The sequence below is a fragment of the Geofilum rhodophaeum genome (assembly GCF_002210225.1).
GTDB lineage: Bacteria > Bacteroidota > Bacteroidia > Bacteroidales > Marinilabiliaceae > Geofilum > Geofilum rhodophaeum.
This window is the reverse complement of sequence record NZ_MWUJ01000071.1, coordinates 1-918: the sequence shown is the minus strand read 5'-3', so window position 1 is coordinate 918 and position 918 is coordinate 1. Positions and strand designations below refer to the sequence as shown.

General features: G+C 40.5%; 2 protein-coding genes. Both read left to right on the top strand.

Going from position 1 to position 918, the window contains the following annotated elements; all coding sequences use genetic code 11:
• The first annotated feature begins 138 nt into the window (after nucleotides 1–138).
• A complete protein-coding gene (locus B4W65_RS17080; RefSeq protein WP_088656368.1) occupies nucleotides 139–372 on the top strand; it encodes a DUF4160 domain-containing protein in 234 nt (77 codons plus the stop codon).
• A complete protein-coding gene (locus tag B4W65_RS17075) occupies nucleotides 369–890 on the top strand; it encodes a helix-turn-helix domain-containing protein (RefSeq protein ID WP_088656367.1) in 522 nt (173 codons plus the stop codon). The genes B4W65_RS17080 and B4W65_RS17075 overlap by 4 nt, the downstream gene beginning before the upstream one ends.
• Nucleotides 891–918 lie beyond the last annotated feature (28 nt).

The window sequence follows — 918 nt, the reverse complement described above, 5'->3', positions numbered from 1 at the left end:
CCGGAAATAAGCGAAAGCGCAGATGATACACATCAAGCGTAAGAAACAGAAATTTTATGTCAGCCACTGGAATACACCACAACCATTTGACAATAAAATCAAAAACACGTACATTTGTTACCCAATTAAACAACAATCATGCCCACCCTAACCACCATCGACAACATTAAAATCGATATCTACTCCAGGGAACACCCCCCACCTCACTTTCATGCAAAATACGTAGAATATGAAGAACTTATAATAATTGAAACCTTGGAAACTTACGCAGGCAGCCTACCCAAAACCCAACGAAAAAAGGCCATGGACTGGGCCGAAAACAACAAACAATTCCTATTGGATATTTTCAATCAATTAAATCCAAGGTTATGAGGAAGAAAATGCAGATACCCAGAATTCTTAAGATAGAAGACATTAAAGGGCACACCGTTCAATGCATGTTCAGCAACGGTGAAAGCCGGCTCCTTGATTTTCAATTAATCTTCAAAAAATGGGGAGTCAGCCCCGAAGATCACGAATTTCCGCTGCTGAACGAAACAGAATTTGCCAAAGTGGAACTGAATAATTACACGCTATCATGGCCAAACATAAGAATCAAGGTTAGAGGGCAAGATTCTGAAGACCTGTTTCTTCCCTACGAAGTAGGAGCCGACGTACTTTTTGAACTCAGCTCTGAAATCACCGATACACCAAAGTACAAAATTGGCAAATTGATAAGAAATGCCCGTAAAAAAGCAGGAATGACCCAGGAACAATTGGCCGCAAGATGCGGAACAACCAGATTCTATATTTCAAAGATAGAAAACGACAAGGCAGACCTGGAAATGTCAACTTTCAGGAAAATTGTTGAAGCAGGTCTTGGAAAAAGACTCATACTATCCATAGAATAACCCGGAAGTAGTGTAGACCACCTGCCTT